The 15474-nt window shown below is 68.5% G+C and carries 12 protein-coding genes; 8 read left to right on the forward strand and 4 right to left on the reverse strand.

The genetic code is table 11. From position 1 onward, the window contains the following. Nucleotides 1-4: 4 nt before the first annotated feature. Entirely contained in the window at nt 5-616 is a 612-nt protein-coding gene (gene lspA / locus LXT21_RS30015) for a signal peptidase II (RefSeq protein WP_254041628.1), read from the reverse strand. A gap of 33 nt (nt 617-649) precedes the next feature. Further along, complete coding sequence (lspA, locus tag LXT21_RS30020; RefSeq protein ID WP_254041629.1) at nt 650-1276, reverse strand: signal peptidase II; 627 nt, start codon at nt 1274-1276, stop codon at nt 650-652. Between the two features lie 213 nt (nt 1277-1489). Between lspA (LXT21_RS30020) and LXT21_RS30025 the strand changes: the two genes are divergently transcribed. Beyond that, nucleotides 1490-1774: a hypothetical protein gene (locus tag LXT21_RS30025; RefSeq protein WP_223751423.1), complete on the forward strand. Its 285-nt coding sequence runs from the start codon at nt 1490-1492 to the stop codon at nt 1772-1774. A gap of 52 nt (nt 1775-1826) precedes the next feature. Here LXT21_RS30025 and LXT21_RS30030 read toward each other — a convergent pair whose 3' ends face one another. Beyond that, on the reverse strand, nt 1827-3425 hold the full coding sequence (locus tag LXT21_RS30030) for an endonuclease/exonuclease/phosphatase family protein (RefSeq protein ID WP_254041630.1): 1599 nt from the start codon (nt 3423-3425) through the stop codon (nt 1827-1829). Nucleotides 3426-3636: 211 nt separating this feature from the next. On the opposite strand from LXT21_RS30030, the gene LXT21_RS30035 reads away from it, so the two are divergent. The 7 genes from LXT21_RS30035 to LXT21_RS30065 all read left to right on the forward strand — a co-directional run bounded on the left by LXT21_RS30035 (nt 3637) and on the right by LXT21_RS30065 (nt 12432). After that, nucleotides 3637-4347, forward strand: a complete 711-nt coding sequence (locus LXT21_RS30035; RefSeq protein WP_254041631.1) for a Mut7-C ubiquitin/RNAse domain-containing protein — start codon at nt 3637-3639, stop codon at nt 4345-4347. Between the two features lie 191 nt (nt 4348-4538). Further along, nucleotides 4539-5282 carry a hypothetical protein gene (locus LXT21_RS30040; protein ID WP_254041632.1) on the forward strand — a complete coding sequence of 248 codons (744 nt, stop codon included), beginning with the start codon at nt 4539-4541 and terminating at the stop codon, nt 5280-5282. A gap of 29 nt (nt 5283-5311) precedes the next feature. Next, the gene (locus LXT21_RS30045; protein ID WP_254041633.1) at nt 5312-5788 is read left to right on the forward strand and encodes a c-type cytochrome; all 477 of its coding nucleotides are present in this window, start codon (nt 5312-5314) and stop codon (nt 5786-5788) included. Continuing rightward, nucleotides 5785-10035, forward strand: a complete 4251-nt coding sequence (locus LXT21_RS30050) for a DUF4114 domain-containing protein (protein WP_254041634.1) — start codon at nt 5785-5787, stop codon at nt 10033-10035. The genes LXT21_RS30045 and LXT21_RS30050 overlap by 4 nt, the downstream gene beginning before the upstream one ends. After that, the gene (locus LXT21_RS30055) at nt 10032-10559 is read left to right on the forward strand and encodes a type IV pilus modification PilV family protein (RefSeq protein WP_254041635.1); all 528 of its coding nucleotides are present in this window, start codon (nt 10032-10034) and stop codon (nt 10557-10559) included. Before LXT21_RS30050 ends, LXT21_RS30055 begins: the two co-directional genes overlap by 4 nt. Next, complete coding sequence (locus LXT21_RS30060; RefSeq protein WP_254041636.1) at nt 10556-11767, forward strand: PilW family protein; 1212 nt, start codon at nt 10556-10558, stop codon at nt 11765-11767. The genes LXT21_RS30055 and LXT21_RS30060 overlap by 4 nt, the downstream gene beginning before the upstream one ends. Nucleotides 11768-11769: 2 nt before the next feature. Then, entirely contained in the window at nt 11770-12432 is a 663-nt protein-coding gene (locus LXT21_RS30065; protein ID WP_254041637.1) for a pilus assembly FimT family protein, read from the forward strand. Nucleotides 12433-12556: 124 nt separating this feature from the next. On the opposite strand, the gene ileS is transcribed toward LXT21_RS30065, so the two are convergent. Beyond that, a complete protein-coding gene (gene ileS, locus LXT21_RS30070) occupies nt 12557-15457 on the reverse strand; it encodes an isoleucine--tRNA ligase (RefSeq protein ID WP_254041638.1) in 2901 nt (966 codons plus the stop codon). Nucleotides 15458-15474 lie beyond the last annotated feature (17 nt).

Raw genomic sequence — 15474 nt, forward strand, 5'->3', positions numbered from 1 at the left:
TCGCTCAGGCGGCCTTGGTGGGCGCCGGTGCGGGCTTCTCCTTGCGCACGAACGCGTCCACCAGCAGCAGGCCCACGCCCACGCAGATGGCCGCGTCCGCGATGTTGAAGGACGGCCACGCCGCCTTGTCGAACCAGTGGGCCTCCAGGAAGTCGATGACGAAGCCCCGGGCCAACCGGTCGATGTAGTTGCCCAGCGCGCCGCCCAGCACGAGCGGCAGGCCCCACAGCGCCCACTTCTCCTCCGGGTCCGTGCCGGACAGCTTGCGGAAGTAGAAGACGATGAGGACCACCGCGCCCAGGCTCACCACGTGGAAGAGCGGGCCGCGCTGCTCGGGCGGGAGGTTGCGGAACAAGCCCCACGCCGCGCCCGGATTCTCCGCGTAGCGCAGGCGGAAGAAGGACTCCGCCACCTCGATGCTGCGGCGGGAGCGGTAGTGCAGCCCGTCGAAGCCCCGCTCGGGCGGCTCGCTGAACATGGCGCCCAGGCGTCCGCCCAGCGTCTCCTGCCCCTGCATCTGGGAGGTCAGCTCACGGACGACGAGATACTTCGTCCACTGGTCCAGGGCGATGACGCCCAGGGTGACGGCGAGGAGGATGACGTATTTGCGAGGCACGGGCCTGGGCTTACACCACCCAGCCCCCACCCGTCACGGATTGGGGCTCTGGGCGAGCGGCGCCGGAACGGCCTCCGGGCGGCGCACCTTCAGCGAGTCCAGCAGCATGAAGGCCACGCCCACACAGATGGCCGCGTCCGCGACGTTGAAGGTGGGCCAGCGCATGCCTGGCTGGTTGCGCCAATGCCAGTCGATGAAGTCGATGACGTAGCCGCGAATCAGCCGGTCCAGGAAGTTGCCCAGCGCGCCGCCGGTGATGAGCGCCAGCGCCAGACGCGCCAGCTGCTGCTCCACGGGGGTGCGGCGGTACATCAGGAAGATGAAGGCCAGCGCCGCCACGCTCACCACGTGGAAGAACGTGCGCCGCACGCTGTCGGGCAGGTTCGCGAACATGCCCCACGCCGCGCCCGGGTTCTCCACGTAGCGGAAGTGCCAGTAGTCCTCGATGAAGCGATGCGGCCGCAGCACGCTGCGCTCGCCGTCCTCACGGGGCGGGTCGTTGTCGAGGTTGTGGATGGTGAAGTAGCCCGTCACCCGGGCCATCCCCTCGCGCCCGTCCAGGGCATCCGTCAACCGGGACACAGCCAGATACTTGGTCACATGGTCCGCGACGAGGACCGTGGTGGCCACGAGAATGAGGAGGCGGAGGGAGGCTTTCATGACGCGTCCCAATCCCTTAACCCGCCCCCCGGAGCCCTGACAACCCAGAGGGCCGACCGCCCCCCGGCGGGCCGCATGCTCTGTTTCCCGGACATCGCTCGTTTGGGGCATGGTGTGGACATGCCGCCTGTTGAGCCCGACGTGAATCCTTCAGTCTCCGACACGCCCCCACCCACAACGACTTCCACGGCGAAGGCCGGGAAGCCCTCGTTGATGGCGCGCTTCAAGACGCTGATGCTGGAGTACGGCCCGCTGGCGCTGGTGACGAACTACGTCATCTTCGGCCTGGTGCTGGTGGGCTTCTATGCAGCCATCCGGCTGGGCTTCCAGCCATCCGGCGCGGGCGAGCAGGCGGGCACGTGGGCGGCGGCCTACGCGGCGTCGCAGGTGGTGAAGCCCCTGCGGCTGGCGGCGGTGTTCGTGCTCACGCCGCTCATCGCGCGAATCCCGCCGGTGGCGCGCTTCATCGAGCGCAACAAGCACAAGTGGAACTTCTGAGCGGAGCACGCGGCGCCCCCTCTCGGAGCCGCCGCGCGCCCGCCGCATCCGCCTAGAAGGCGGGGACGCGGAAGTCCTTGATGACGCCCATGTGCTGCATGCTGGGAGCGCCGCTGTCGTTGGCCTGCGCCGGGGCGATGTCCGACAGCGGGGTGTAGACGCGGCTGTCGAGCACGAGGCCGTTGGGGAACGAGTTGGAGCCGATGACCGTGGGCGTGCGGTACTGGTTCAGGTCCTGGTCGACCAGGACGTGGTCATAGGGCTTCGCGCGGCTGGCGTTGGTGCCGGTCTTGCCGTTCTTGTCGGCCGGGTACGGAGCCGCGGTGACGACCACGTTCCTGAAGGTGGTGAAGCAGCTCTCGGAGACGCTGTCCGTGTTGAGGTCACCACCGATGACCAGGTAGTCGCGCTCCGGGACCTTGTTGCGGATCTCCGCGACGAGCGCGTTCGCCTCGGCGTTGCGCGCGCCGGCGCTGCGGGTCAGCAGGTGCACGCTGACGACCCACAAGTCGGTGGGGCCGGGGATGTCGATGCGCGCCCACGCGAAGTCGCGGTTGCCGACCTCCGGGTCCTTCCACTCGCCCGACTCGATGATGGGCCAGCGGCTGATGACGCCGTTCGGAATCTGCGCGCCCGTCTCACGGTAGTAGTGGAAGCCCGGGCCCACCTGGTTCACCAGCGAGGTGATGTCCGCCACGGAGTCCGTGCGGTAGTTGAACTCCTGGATGAGCACGACGTCGGGGTCCACGCCCTGCATCAGGCGGATGCCGTGGCCCGGGTCGTAGTCCTGGCCGTTCCCGCTCGACAGGTTCGCCGCCATGATGCGGATGTTCGTGTAGGCGCCCGGCCCGGGACCACCGTCCGTCGGCGTTCCGGCGTCCGTCGACGAGCCCGCGTCCGGCGTGCCCGCGTCCACCGGGGAACCCGCGTCCGGCGTGCCCGCGTCGATGGGCGTGCCAGCATCGGTGCCTGCATCGATGGGTGAACCCGCGTCGATCGCCGTGCCCGCGTCAATCGCCGTGCCCGCGTCGTCCACGGTGCCAGGACCGGCGTCCACGGGCGTGCCCGCGTCAATCGTCGTGCCCGCGTCATCCACGATGACAGGCCCACCCGCGTCGACCGTCGTGCCCGCGTCAATCGTCGTGCCCGCGTCGACCGTCGTGCCCGCGTCCTCCACGGTGACAGGCCCGCCCGCGTCGACCGTCGTGCCCGCGTCGGTCTCGGTGTTCGACCCGGCGTCCTCGAGCGACCCGCCATCGTCGGCCTGCGAGCCACCATCCGCGTCCTCGCCCGCATCACCCGCATCGCCCGCGTCCGGAGTGGTGGCCTCGCACACCTCGGTCGGCAGACAGAAGGTGGCGTCACCGCCCTCACCCGCCTCGCCCGTGGGGCAGCACGCCGCCTCGGCCTGGCCACAGGCGCCCTGCGCGTCACACGGCCGGACACAGATGGAGCGGTCGTAGAACGGGACGTAGCGGCACGCCTCGCCGGTGCCACAGCCGCCGCCGTCCTGCTGGGGGTTGCACTCGGCCCACATCACGCCGCCGTCCGGCAACGGGAGCGGTGTCTTCGGATCCGAATCACCACACGCCAGAGCGAAAACCGTGAGCGAGACCACCGCGCACGCCAGATAGGAAAGGGTCTTCTTCATTCGCTCTGCCTGCTTCCGTGGAGACGATTCGAGAGGTGACTTCGTCGGCGACGACGGCCCGACGGGGCGGGGAGTATAGAAGCGCCTCAGGCCCGCAGTCCCGCTACGTACCGCCAAATCGTACATTTACAGCGGTGAAAATCGCGTGACGGAGGTCGTCTCACGGGCCTGGGTCCGTGTCCTCCTCGTCACGCAACCGGGAGCAACGACCATGGTGACGGTCCAACTGCATGGAAGGCTGAACGACTTCGTCGCGCCGGAGAAGCGGGGCACGCAGCTGCAGGTGACACCCCAGGGCTCGCCCTCGCTCAAGGACCTCATCGAGTCACTCGGTCCACCCCATCCCGAGCTGGACCGGGTGCTCGTCAACGGCGCGCCAGTGGCGCTCACGCGCCGGGTGACGGCCGGGGACCATATCGAGGCCTTCCCGGCGCTCGGGCACGTCGAGGGGATGCCGCGCTTCGTGCTCGATGTGGGGCTGGGGCGGCTGTCGGGCTTCCTGCGGATGCTCGGCTTCGACACCCTGTGGCGCAACGACTTCGACGACCCCGAGCTGGCGCGAATCTCGAGCACCGAGGAGCGCGTCCTGCTGACGCGGGACATCGGCGTGCTCAAGCGGGGTGAGGTGGTCCTCGGCTACTTCCCCCGCGCCACGGACCCCGCCGAGCAGCTGGTCGAGGTGGTGCGACGCTATGGGCTCGGCTCCCGGATGAAGCCGTTTTCCCGGTGCATCGCCTGCAACGCGCTCCTGAGTCCCGCCGAACCCCACGAGGTGACCAATCGCGTCCCCCCGGACGTAGCGCGGCGGCACACCCACTTCCAGCAGTGTGGGGACTGTCGCCGCGTGTTCTGGCCCGGCACACACCAGGAGCGCATGCGGTTGTTGATCGACCGGCTCCGCGCTCTGGAGTTCGAGGGCTGAAGCCCGCACCCCGCAAAGAGTCGCACCTCGCACTTTTTGCGAGGTCATCAATGACCCGCGACTCGAGGGTGAAAGCCCGCACCGGAACGATTTCAGTGGGTTGCGGGTATGCCCCTGCGGGCACGTGAGTTGCTGAGTTCGCGACACTTCCAGCCTTCCCCGCACCGGGGGAGCGCAGAGGAGCCGCGACGATGACGCACCGAGACCTGGCCCGAACCCGAGCGAATGGAGGCTTCACGCTGCTCGTCGCGCTGGGCGTCGTGCTCGTGGTGACGATGGCGGTGATGCTGAGCTACCGGGTGGTGGGCCGCGAGGCGGACACCCAGGCGGACGCGCGCCGGCAGAAGGAGGCGTTCTTCGCCGCGGAGGCGGGGCTGGCCGAGGGTCGCGAGGCCATCCGGCTGCGCACGGGAATCACCGAAGAGACCTATGCGAACACCCTGACGACGATCATCAACTCGGGCGCCGAGGTGACGGAGCTGGGTCTCGCGGGCGCCAATCCTCCCTGGTACGAGTTGCTGCCCGCGGGCCCCGGTGATCCGTGGAACTACCTGCGGCTGACGCCGGGCGACATGCCCGCCCACGAGAAGCAGGGCGCGGATGGCGTCGCCTACGAGGACTACCCGGAGCAGAACAACGTCCGCTACCGCGTGTTCGTTCGCGACGACGTGGACTCCGACCCCGGAGCCGTCCCCAACACCGACACCAACGGGCTCATCTGGGTGGCCGCGGTGGGCGAGGTGCTGAACCGCGACGGCCGGCCCACGCGCGCCGTCGTCCAGGCGCTCATCGCCAACCAGACGGGCGCGGTGGCCTACGGCCCCGGCTGCAACATGGCCGGCTGCGGGGCTGACAACAACTACAACAATTCACGGGAGCAGAACGCGCCCGACGTCTCGCAGATGGAATCGCTCCCCAACAACACGCCTCCCTGACGAACTCCTCGCCGTCCCGCGAGTCATCCATGAAACGCCATTTCCTCCTCGGGTTGTTGCTCCTGCCAGGATTCGCCACGGCGACTCCCGAAGGAGAGCGCACCTTCCAGAAGGCCTGTGTCAGCTGCCACACCCTCACGCCGCAGCCCTCGGCCGCGACCCTCAAGAAAGCGGGCGGCGAGCGCATGAAGCAGCAGCCGCGTCCCGCGGGTGAGAAGCGGGTGGAGCTCACCAGCAAGGTGCGCCAGACGCCCAGCGCGGAGCTGCGCACCTGGATTACCAACCCCCATCGCGTCAAGGACAACACCCGCTGCGACACGCGGGGGATGTCTCCGACGGAGCTGGACGCCCTGCTGGCCTACCTCAAGACCAGCTCCCGTCCACCCTCGCCGCCTCCCGAAGTGCGGCTGCGCGAGCAGCTCCAGAAGGACCTCGAGACGCGCCGCGCGCAGCAGCGGACCGACGGCATCCAGACCTACAAGCCGGCCCAAGGGAAGTCCCGATGAAAGCCCTCCACCGAGCACTCTCGACGCTCCTCCTGCTGGCCACGCCCGCCGCGCTCGCCGATGACGGCCTGGCCCAGCTCTGCAAGGACAGCCTGTCGCAGGACAAGCAGCCCGGCTTCGGCAACGCCGAAAACGACCTGGGCCAGATGACCTTCCCCAAGGAGCTGAAGCTCATCCCCTCCGGCCGCAGCGGCGACGCCGACATCCAGTTGCTGCCACCCGAGAAGCTCAATCCCGAGCGTATCATCTTCCCGTACGACCAGCGCGTCACCATCAGCTACGTGTTCGAGTCCGCAGGCGCCTCGCACGCGCTGGGCTACATGTATCTGGACCAGGCCGCCAAGTACGTGAACGCGGCGGGTGACCTGGTCGACACGAACGGCAACGGCGTCCTCGACCTGCACGAGGACCTCTTCAACATCGCGCCGCAGTCGGGCGCCAAGGCGCGTCCCTTCATCGGAGACCCGGCCGACCGCCGCTGCGCCAGCATGGTCTTCACCTCGGACGGAGAGACGTATACCGAGCCAGCCATCTCGATGAAGGCGAGCTGCGCGAAGACCTATCGGCGCGTCACCGGAAACAACGGCCTCGCGGATGCCCGTCCGGGTCTCGGCTCTACGCACATCGACACGGACATCGTCGGTACGTCCCAGAGCAGCGGCACCGCCGCCGCCAACGACTACTCCGACAACGGCTTGTTCCCGCGCATCCCCAACCTGCTGGAGCCCGCCGACGACAAGAACGGCCAGAAGGGCATCGGGCAGATGGTGTTCCTGCTCGCCGATGACGACAGCGACGGCACCACCTTCCTCAGCATGACCCCGGTGAAGGACGCCACCACCGATAACGATGCCGTCCCAGACTACAACGTCAGCCGGTATGACAACCGGGGCGTGCCGCTGCCCGCGCCGGACCCCGCGGACAAGATCGACCTCGGCGACCGCACGGTGGACCTGGGCACCATCCAGGGCAACCGGGAGATCGTCTTCTTCCTCATCGTCTACTACAACTCCAGCCACGGCCCGAACGAGGGCACCGTCTATCCGTGCTTGAAGCAGGACAGCGCCGGCAAGTGCCAGCTGCACCTGCAGACGCCCATCAACGTGTTCTTCTCCAAGTCCGCGTGGAACCTGGACCAGAACATGTCGGGCGGCCCCGTCGTGGCCGAGCGCAACATCGGCTGCCCCTACGAGGAAAGCTGCAGCGCCGACGACCCCCAGGGTTCGGCTTCCAACCAGTGCGTCGTGGCCGGCACCAACAACACCAGGCTGTGCGGCTGGCTCGACACCGACACGCTCTACCGGCTGAGGACCGAGGCGACGTACGGCAACCTGGTCATGCCCAAGGAGCGCGCGAAGATCGACCGGCCCGGCGGCATGCGCAACGCCATGCCACACGTCATCGTGGGCGCGCCGTCCACGGACCCCTTCCGCTGGATTCTCGGCTTCGAGGACATCCCGGGAGGTGGTGACCGCGACTTCAACGACGTGGTGTTCGTCATCAACAAGACCAACGGCGGCAGCTTCCGCTCCGCGAGCCTGTCGAACGACATCGACATGAGCGACGCGGAGGACTTCGTCATCACCAAGGTGCGCTTCACGCGCTTCGACGACGTCGCGCCCGCCCCCGCGCACATGTGCTCGACCCCGCCCTGCTGGACCGAGGAGACCCCCGGTGCCTGCTCGGTGCCGGGTCGCGCGCCGCCGACCATCACCTACTCGGTGGCGGTGGACTGCCACACCTACGAGTTCGAGGGCGGCGTGTACGTGAAGAAGCCCAACCCCAACCGCACCTGGATTCCAGTGCGCTTCGACACGGGCAACCCGAACGTGCGGGAGCTGGACCTCCTGGAGATGGGCTTCACCGGCTCGCAGCTGTGCTGGAAGGTGGAGATGACCAGCCCGGACGACCGCTGCGTCCCCGTGGTCGACAACGTCAACGTGGGCTACCAGGCCGTGCGCTCGGGCAGCTACTCCCGCTCGTCGCCCTCCACGGTGGGCAACGCCCTCCTCTGGGGTGTGAACGAGACCCCCGGCAGCGCCTGGGGCAAGAACTGGCCCGGCGTGGGCATGCCCGAGGCCTCCACCCGGCTGTACGACGGGCGCAAGGACTACGCGCTGCGAGGCCGGCTGTACTTCCGCTCGCTCTATGACCCCGAGAACACGAACCTGACCAATGTCGTCGAGCGCTGGGATGGTGGCCGGGTGATGGCCATGACCCTGCGCACCGAGGATCCGCTCAACCGCACCATCTACACGATGAAGCCGGACCAGAGCCGCATCACGCTCAACGACGACATGAACAACGCTGACAGCGTCGCGTTCCCGGACTCGCTCTGCAACCTGCTCGATTCCGGCAAGAAGATCTTCGACATGAACAGCGACGGCAAGTGCGGCACGCCCACCATGGGTCCCGGCGCGAGAATCACCGAGGGCTTCAACGACCGGAACGTCTTCCGGGAGTGGCTCTACGGCTGGGAGGACCACCAGCTGCCCGGGGCGACGAACGTGAAGCGCCCGTGGGCCATGGGCGGCATCAACATGTCCACCGTGGCCGTGGCGGTCCCGCCCTACCTCGACAACTGGGCGATGAACGCCCTGCCGGCCGAGCGCGACACCTACCGCCGCAACTTCATGTCCAAGCTCTCCAAGCGTCCGACGGTCGCCTACGTGGGCACGATGACGGGCGTGCTGCACGCCTTCGACTCGGGCGCCTTCCGGCTGGATGGCAAGGACGACTGCTCCGGCGACATCATGCTGCGCGGCTACTTCCTCCACTCGGGCTCCAGCTGCGTCACGCCCATCGCGCCGCGGCAGTACGGCACGGGCAACGAGCTGTTCGCGTACATGCCCGGCGGGCTGCTGAAGGACTACGTCTACCACTACGTGAAGTACGCGGGCTCGGGGACCAAGCCCAAGCCGACGATGGATGCCTCGCCCACGCTGGCCAACGTGGACTTCGGTGGGCTCGGCGAGGCGTGGACGCCCGCCACGGCCGTGACGGCGCTGCAGCGGCCGCTGAAGGGGGCCCGGACGACGCTCGTTTCGGCGACGGGCAAGGGCAGCCCCATCATCTTCGCGCTCGACGTCACCCACCCCAGCACGGACCTGGCTTCGACGCGGGCCGACTACCCGATGCCGCTGTGGGAGTACAACCTGAAGAACGACGCCCTGCTGGACGCGTTCACGGACGAGGCCGATGACGACGATGACGTGCTGCTGCCGGACCAGACCGGCTCGCGTCACCCGGCGTCCGTCACGCGCATCCAGTGGGGCGCCAGCGACACGACCGGCACCTGGGCGGCCGTCGTCGGCACGGACTTCAAGCCCACGACCGGGCGTGCCGGCACGCTCTACCTGCTGGACATGAAGACGGGCAAGCCGCTGCAGCGGGGCACCGGCAAGGGCGCCCACGCGGGCGTCATCACGCTCGACGAGGACGCCGGCATCGCCGGTGCGAGCGCCATGCTGGACCTCAACCGCGATGGTCACTACGACGTCATGTACGTGCCCACCACGGCCGGCAGCGTCTACCGCATCAACCTGGACTCGGTGGACTCGACCCGGACGTTCGGCCGGCAGGTGCGGACCTGCCGCGTGGCGAGCGCTCCGGTGGCCGCCTCGACGCATGTGGACGCGGCCTCGAACCCGGCGGGGACCGCCCACTACCAGCAGATCCACTCCAACATCGCGGTGAAGGTGCTGCGCGACACGTCCAAGCCCGTGGTGCGCATCTACTTCGGCACGGGTGACAACCCGGACGAGATTGGCGATGGCCCTCCGAACAAGGAGAACTACCGCTACCACCTGATGGCCTTCGAGGACCCGAACCCGGACGGCTCCAAGCCCTGCGCGCTGCTCGACCCCTTGTGGGTGCAGCCGCTCGACCCGGGCCAGGCGGTGTGGGGTGGCGTGTCGCTCAGCGGAGACAAGGTGTTCACGACCACCGCCGTGGGCGCGGCCGCGGACGTCTGCAACCTGAGCGAGACCACGAGCGGCCGGTTCTACACGGCGACCCAGTCGCCGGATGGGGGTGGCAAGACCACGATGACGAGTTCCGTCCTGGTGGGCCACGGCACCAGCGCGCCGGTGGTGCACGACGAGCACGTCTTCATCCTTCCCGCCACGGGGCAGCCCTTGCTGGTGGGTGAGAAGAACAAGTGGAACAATGGGGCGGCGAACTCGGGAGAGACCCGCTCGCGAGTGCTCATCTACGACCCGATTCCGGACGGGAGACTGCCTCGATGAAGTCGTCGCGGTTGCAGACCTCCAGGGGCGTCACGCTCCTGGAGGTGTTGGCCACCATGGCCGTGATGCTCGTGGGCATCGCGGCGGTGATGATGCTGGTGACGCAGATCAGCGCGTCCAACCGCCGCACCCTCACCGCCACGCAGGCCCAGCTCATCGCCGAGCGCACGCTCGAGAGCATCACGTCCGAGGGCTGCACGGCCTCGCCGCCCTGCTCCAACCTTGCCCCCTGGGACAATCGGCGCACCCAGGTGTGGCAGACCGCGGCCGGAGAGCTGCGGACTGTCGCGCCCCCCGCGGGCATGGTCGCGCGTGAGTATGAAGTGGCGGTGGACATCGACAGTCCCAGCGTGGGCCTCACGGGCTCCATCGAGAATGGCGCGGTGGGGCTGCCGGCCATCGACCGGCAGTTGGGCGGAGGACTGCCCGGGAACGTGGCCAACGTCCGCGTTTCGGTGAGTTGGACGGAGCGGGGCCGGCAGGGCCGCCAGGTGGTGGTGATGCAGACACGGATGGCGCCATGAGGAAGACCCTTCGTCACAGGGGCGGCTTCACGCTGCTGGAGGTGATGATCGCCAGCGCGCTGGGGATCGTCGTGCTCGGCATCGGGTTGGTGGCGGGCATGCAAGTGCAGCGTCGCGCCCTCACCGAGGAACAGACGATGGTGGCGCAGGTGACGGGGCGGGCGGTGAAGGACCTGCTCACCCTGGACGTGCAGCGCGCGGGAATCGGCATGGGCAACTCGCCCATCCAGTTCTCCGAGGGCGACCAGCGCTACGCCATCCAGAGCTGGACCGGACTGGACATGACGACGGCCACTGCGCCGTTCGTGGCGGACGCGACCTTCGCGCTGCCTCCCGCGGGCACGCCCTACGCGGATATGACGTCGGACGTGTTGCAGCTGTACTGGGGTGATCCTCGGACGATGGTGTCGCTGGAGCGATGCAACGCATTCGCAGCCCCCGGCAGACCCGTCATCGAGTCCGTCAAGTTGGGAAACATCCTGTGCGCCGCTCCCGCCCCCCACACACTCCTGCAGCCCGCCTCGGGGCAGCCGACCCCTGCGCTCGTCGCGAACCCGACCGCAGGCGCGCTCGCCTGCCACTTCCGGGTGACCAACGTCCGCGCCAGTGATGCCGTCATCGAGGGCACCCCAGGGCGTGGCTCTGTCGCAACCACCAGCGGGCCCTGCGCGAGTGATGTGGGAATGTTCACCAATCGTGGGTGGAACATCATGCGCACCGTCAGCGCGGCGTATCGCGTGAACTGGCGGGGCGGAAACCCGGCGCTGGAGTATCTGGCCCCCGGCGCGGCCAACTGGGCCGTGGTGAGCCGGGACGTGGAGCGGATGACGGTTCGCTTCGCCGTCATCGACCTGACCCAGCCAGCCCTCGCCTATCGTTGGTTCCCGGAGGGAGTGACTCGTCCAGCCATCGACCAGTGCACGACTGGCAATGCGGAATGCGCGGTGAACTTGGTGACGCCCACCGAGGCACCGCCCTCAAACGAAACCGACCTGCGCAACCTGCTGCGCCGACGGATTCGTGAGGTGGAGATCGAACTGGTCATCCGGACGCCGCGCTCGGACCGGCTGGTGGTGGACCCGGCGAAGATCAACATCCCAGACGAGGACGGCTTCCCCCAGGACGGCTTCAGGCGCCGGACCTATACCCTCCGGGTGTCTCCCCGGAACTTCGTGTCGGCGGGCCTGCAGCCCGCTCCGGGGCCTTGAGGATGATGCGCACGCGAGGAATGACGCTGTTGGAGTTGATGATCGCCATCGCCATCGTCGGGATGATGGTGACCCTGGCGGTGGTGGGCATCACCAAGCCGTTGGATGGTCAGCGCGAGGCGACCGCGACACGCGAGCTGTGGTCGTCGGCGCTGCGCGCGCGTCAGCGGGCCATCGCCACCAACCAGCCCGTCCGCATCGTTGTGGAGAACAACGTGGAGATGCTGGATGGGACGCGCAAGCGGGTGGCGCGGTGGGAGCGGCTGACGTGTGACAACGACTTCGACAACAACACCTGCCCCAGGGACACCTGCACCGGCACCACGTGCCGCGCCAGCCCGGAGTGCTGTTCCGAGACGGGCCCGGACGTCGTCATCCCGGACTCCATGAACGCCATGCCGGTCCATGGGCTCTGCTTCCTGCCGGGCTCGGGCCGTGCCGTCAGCAACCTGACCTGCATGCGCGGTCAGCTCGACAACATCGCGGCGCTCACCGCCGCGGCCCCGGGCAACCTCCAGCTCAACTTCTCGGAGAAGTCGGGCCGTCCGCGCAGCCTGCTGATGGTGGAGCCGCTCACGGGCCTGGCGTCCCTGCTGGACTGTGACTCGGTCCGGGCGACCCAGGCCCCTGTCGCCGAGTGCACGCCCACGCCTCCGCCTCCGTAGGCGCTCGGCACACCGAATCGAAACATCCGGGTCCGCGTCTCCTCATGGAACGCGGGCCCGTTTCATTCCAGCGCGCCCCGAGCCCGCGCCGTCGTCTCGAGGACGGACGCGGGCCCACGGGCACTCAAGCCGCCAGCGCCTCGCGGCACTTGAGGCACACGTCGCCGCCCTGCCCCACCGCCTCCGAGTACGTCCAGCAGCGCGGGCACTTGTGGCCCACGGCGGGCTTCACCTCGGCCAGCAGCTTCGCGCCGTCGCCGAACGCCCGCGTCACGTCCAGCACCGCCGCGTCGATGCCCTCCGCGTCCACCAGCTCCACCTGGCTGGTGATGAAGAGGCCGGGCAGCTCTTCCAGATGCTGCTTCAGGAAGTCACGCACGGACGCGGACGCCATGAGCAACACCCGCGCCTCCAGCGACGCGCCGATGCGCTTCTCGCGCCGCGCCGCCTCTAGCACGCCCTGCACCGCCTCGCGCACCGCGAACAGCTTCGCGTAGCGGTCCGCCAGCTCCGGCGAGAGCTTCGTCCCCGGCTCCGGGAAGCCCGCCAGGAACACGCTCTCCGTCGACTTGCCTGGCAGGAAGCCCCAGGCCTCCTCGGCCGTGAAGCTCATCACCGGCGCGAGCAGCCGCAGCAGCACGGACGCCACCTCGTGCAACACCGTCTGCGCGCCGCGACGGGGCGCCCCATCCTTGCGCCACGTGTACAGACGGTCCTTCAGGATGTCGAAGTACACCGCCGACAAGTCGCCCGCGCAGAAGTCCACCACCGTCGCGTAGACGAGGTGGAACTCGTAGTCCTCGTACGCCTGCTTCACCCGGGCCACGACCTCGGCCAGCCGCCCCAGTGCCCACTGGTCCAGCGACGACAGCTGCTCGTACGGCACCGCGTCCTTCGCCGGGTCGAAGTCGTACAGGTTGCTCAGCGTGTAGCGGACCGTGTTGCGAATCTTCCGGTAGCCCTCCGACAGGCCCTTGAGAATCTGGTCCGACAGGCGCACGTCGTTGCGGTAGTCGCTCGCCGCCACCCACAGGCGCAGCACCTCCGCGCCGTACTGGTTGATGATCTTCTCCGGGGCCACCACGTTGCCCAGGCTCTTCGACATCTTCTCGCCCTTGCCGTCCACCACGAAGCCGTGCGTGAGGCACGCCTTGTACGGTGAGCGATCTCTCGTCCCCACCGACACCAGCATGGACGAATGGAACCAGCCGCGATGCTGGTCGCTCCCCTCCAGGAACAGGTCCGCCGGCAGCCGCTGCCTGCGCTCCAGCACCGCGGAGAACATGCAGGCCGAGTCGAACCACACGTCGAGGATGTCCGTCTCGCGGCGGAACTCGCCCTTGCCGCAGCGCGGACACGCGAAGCCCTCCGGCAGGAAGTCCTTCACCGGCGTGCGGTACCACACGCCCGCGCCCTCCTTCTCCACCGCCTGGGCCACCTTCTCCATCAACTCCGGCGACACGAGCGCCTCGTCACAGCCCTCGCAGTACGCGATGCAGATGGGCACGCCCCACGTGCGCTGACGGCTGATGGTCCAGTCCGGCCGCGTCTCCAGCATGCCCCGGATGCGGCTGTGTCCCCACGAGGGCACCCACTGCACCTTGTCCACCTCCGCCAACACCTCCTGGCGGAACGTCTTCTCCCCGTGGAAGGGCACGTCCATGGGGATGAACCACTGGTACGTCGCGCTCAGGATGATGGGGTTGTGGCAGCGCCAGCAGTGCGGATAGCTGTGCGCCACCGTGTCCTTGGCGTCGTTGAGCAGCGCGCCCTTCTCCACCAGCACCGCGATGACCAGCGGGTTCGCCTCGAACACGCGCTTGCCCGCGAGCGCCGGGCCCACCGTGTCGTCGTAACGGCCGTCCGGACGCACCGGGTTGTAGATGTCCAGGCCGTAGCGCAGGCCGACCTCGTAGTCCTCCTGGCCGTGCCCCGGCGCCGTGTGCACCAGGCCCGTACCGGCGTCCAGCGTGACGTGCTCACCCAGCAGGATGCGGCCGCGCCGCTCGTAGAACGGGTGCTGGTACGTCAGGTGCTCCAGCTCCTCGCCGCGCGCGTACGCGAGGATGCGCGCGGGGTCCACCAGCGCCGCCGCGGAGACCTCGCCGCCCGGCAGCTCCACGTGCTTCACCGCCAGCTCGTCCGACTTCACCTCCGCCAGCACCTTGGGCAGCAGGTCCTTGGCCACGCAGACGACGCGCGCGCCCAGCTGGTAGAACACGTACTCCAGCTCCGGGTTGACGGCGATGGCCAGGTTGGCCGGCAGCGTCCACGGCGTCGTCGTCCAGATGGCGAAGTCGACGGCCTTGCCCTTCAGCGAGGGCACCCGCTCCGCGAGCTCGGGGCCCGCGGGGAAGGCCACGTACACGGACGGGGACTCGTGCTCCTCGTACTCCACCTCCGCCTCGGCCAGCGCCGTCTGGTCCTGGAGGCACCAGTACACCGGCTTCTTGCGGCGGTAGAGCATGCCCCGGCGCGCGAAGCCGGCCAGCTCCCTGATCTCCTGCGCCTCGTAGGAGAAGTCGAGCGTCTTGTACGGCGCCTCCCACGAGCCGAACACCCCCAGCCGCTGGAACTCCGTCTTCTGGATGTCGATGAACTCCAGCGCGTACGCGCGGCACAGCTCCAGGAAGGCGTCGCGCGACAGGGTGCGCTTGTCGACCTTCTTGTCCTTGAGCCGCTTCTCCACCGCCTGCTCGATGGGCAGACCGTGCGTGTCCCAACCCGGGATGAAGTCGCAGTGACGACCCATCAGGTTGCGGTACTTCACGATGATGTCCTTGAGGACCTTGTTGAGCGCGTGGCCCGCGTGCAGGTGGCCGTTGGCGTACGGCGGGCCGTCCGGGAGCACGAAGGGCTCACCGGCCGCGTTCTTCTCCAGAATCTTCCCCCAAATCCCCCGCTCCCCCCACCAGCCGAGCATCCTCGGCTCAAGCTGCGCCAGGTTCCCCTTCATCGGGAACTCCGTGCGCGGCAGGTTGACGGTGTCCTTGAAGTCCTTGTCCTGGGAGGGCGCGTCGCTCATGTCGACAGCGCCCGTAA

Origin of the sequence: Myxococcus guangdongensis, assembly GCF_024198255.1 — a bacterium.
GTDB classification, from domain to species: Bacteria; Myxococcota; Myxococcia; order Myxococcales; family Myxococcaceae; genus Myxococcus; species Myxococcus guangdongensis.